Origin of the sequence: Streptomyces sp. NPDC015144 (assembly GCF_043079735.1) — a bacterium.
Classification (GTDB): Bacteria; Actinomycetota; Actinomycetes; order Streptomycetales; family Streptomycetaceae; genus Streptomyces.
The window spans coordinates 1-1,366 of record NZ_JBIBUU010000058.1; the positions used below are offsets into that span (position 1 = coordinate 1).

Below are 1,366 nucleotides of genomic sequence, written 5' to 3' on the forward strand. Positions count from 1 at the left end.
CCGGGCGTGGGAGACGATTTGGATGGAGAGGATGGAGTCGCCGCCGAGGTCGAAGAAGTTGTCGTGGATGCCGATGTGGTTGGTGGTGAGGATGTTGGTCCAGATGGTGGTGAGGGTGTGTTCGGTGGGGGTGCGGGGTGGGGTGTGGTGGGTGGTGGTTTGTTGGGTGTGGGTGGTGGGTGTGGGGAGGGCGCGGCGGTTGATTTTTCCGCTGGGGGTGAGGGGGAGTTGGGGGAGGTGGATGTAGTGGGCGGGGATCATGTGGTCGGGGAGGGTGGTGGTGAGGTGGGTGCGTAGTTGGGCGGGGGTGAGGGGTGTGGTGGTGACGAGGTAGGCGATGAGGCGGGGGTGGCTGTTGGGGTTGTTGGGGTCTTGGTGGGTGGTGGCGAGTGCTTCGTGGATGTGGGGGTGTTGGGTGAGGGCGGTTTCGATTTCGCCGAGTTCGATGCGGTAGCCGCGGATTTTGACTTGGTGGTCGGTGCGGCCGAGGTGTTCGAGGGTGCCGTCGGGGAGCCATCGGGCGAGGTCGCCGGTGCGGTAGGTGCGGGTTCCGGTGTGGTGGGGGTTGGCGGTGAAGCGTTGGGCGGTGAGGGTGGGGTGGTGGAGGTAGCCGCGGGCGAGTCCGTTGCCGGAGACGTGGATTTCGCCGGGGATGCCGGTGGGGACGGGGTTGCCGTGGGGGTCGAGGAGGTGGATGTGGTAGCCGGGGATGGGTCGTCCGGCGGGGAGGCGGTGGTTGTTGTTGGTGAGGTGGTGGGCGGTGATGTGTTGGTAGGTGACGTGGACGGTGGTTTCGGTGATCCCGTACATGTTGATGAGTTGTGTGGGGGTGTTCGGGTATCGGTCGAACCAGGTGTGGATGTGTTTGGGTTCGAGTGCTTCTCCGCCGAAGACGATCCAGCGGAGGTCGGGGAGGGGGTCTTGGTTGGTTTCGGCTGCGTGGGTGGTGAGTTCGCGGAAGGTGGAGGGGGTTTGGCTGAGGAGGGTGACTTTCTGTTGTTTGAGGAGTTGCCACATGGCGTGGGGGTTGCGGGTGGTGTCGTGGGGGACGATGACGGCGTGGGCGCCGGTGGTGAGTGCGCCCCAGAGTTCCCAGACGGAGAAGTCGAAGGCGTAGGAGTGGAATACCGTCCATACGTCGTGGGGGCCGAAGTTGTAGAGGGGTTGGCAGTTGGCGAGGAGGTGGAGGACGGTGCGGTGTTCGATGGCGACGCCCTTGGGGCGGCCGGTGGAGCCCGAGGTGTAGATGACGTAGGCGAGGTCTTCGGGTGTGACGGTGGTGTGTGGGGGTGTGGTGGGGTGTTGGGTGAGGGTGTTGTGTTCGGTGTCGAGGTTGATGGTGCGGACGCCTGGGGTGGGGTTGTCG

1 protein-coding gene is annotated in these 1,366 nt (G+C 64.9%); it reads right to left on the bottom strand.

Annotated features, from left to right (window positions below; genetic code table 11):
* Positions 1 to 1,366: non-ribosomal peptide synthetase (locus ACF08W_RS35075; protein ID WP_392281775.1), on the bottom strand; the 1,366-nt coding region annotated here is incomplete at both ends.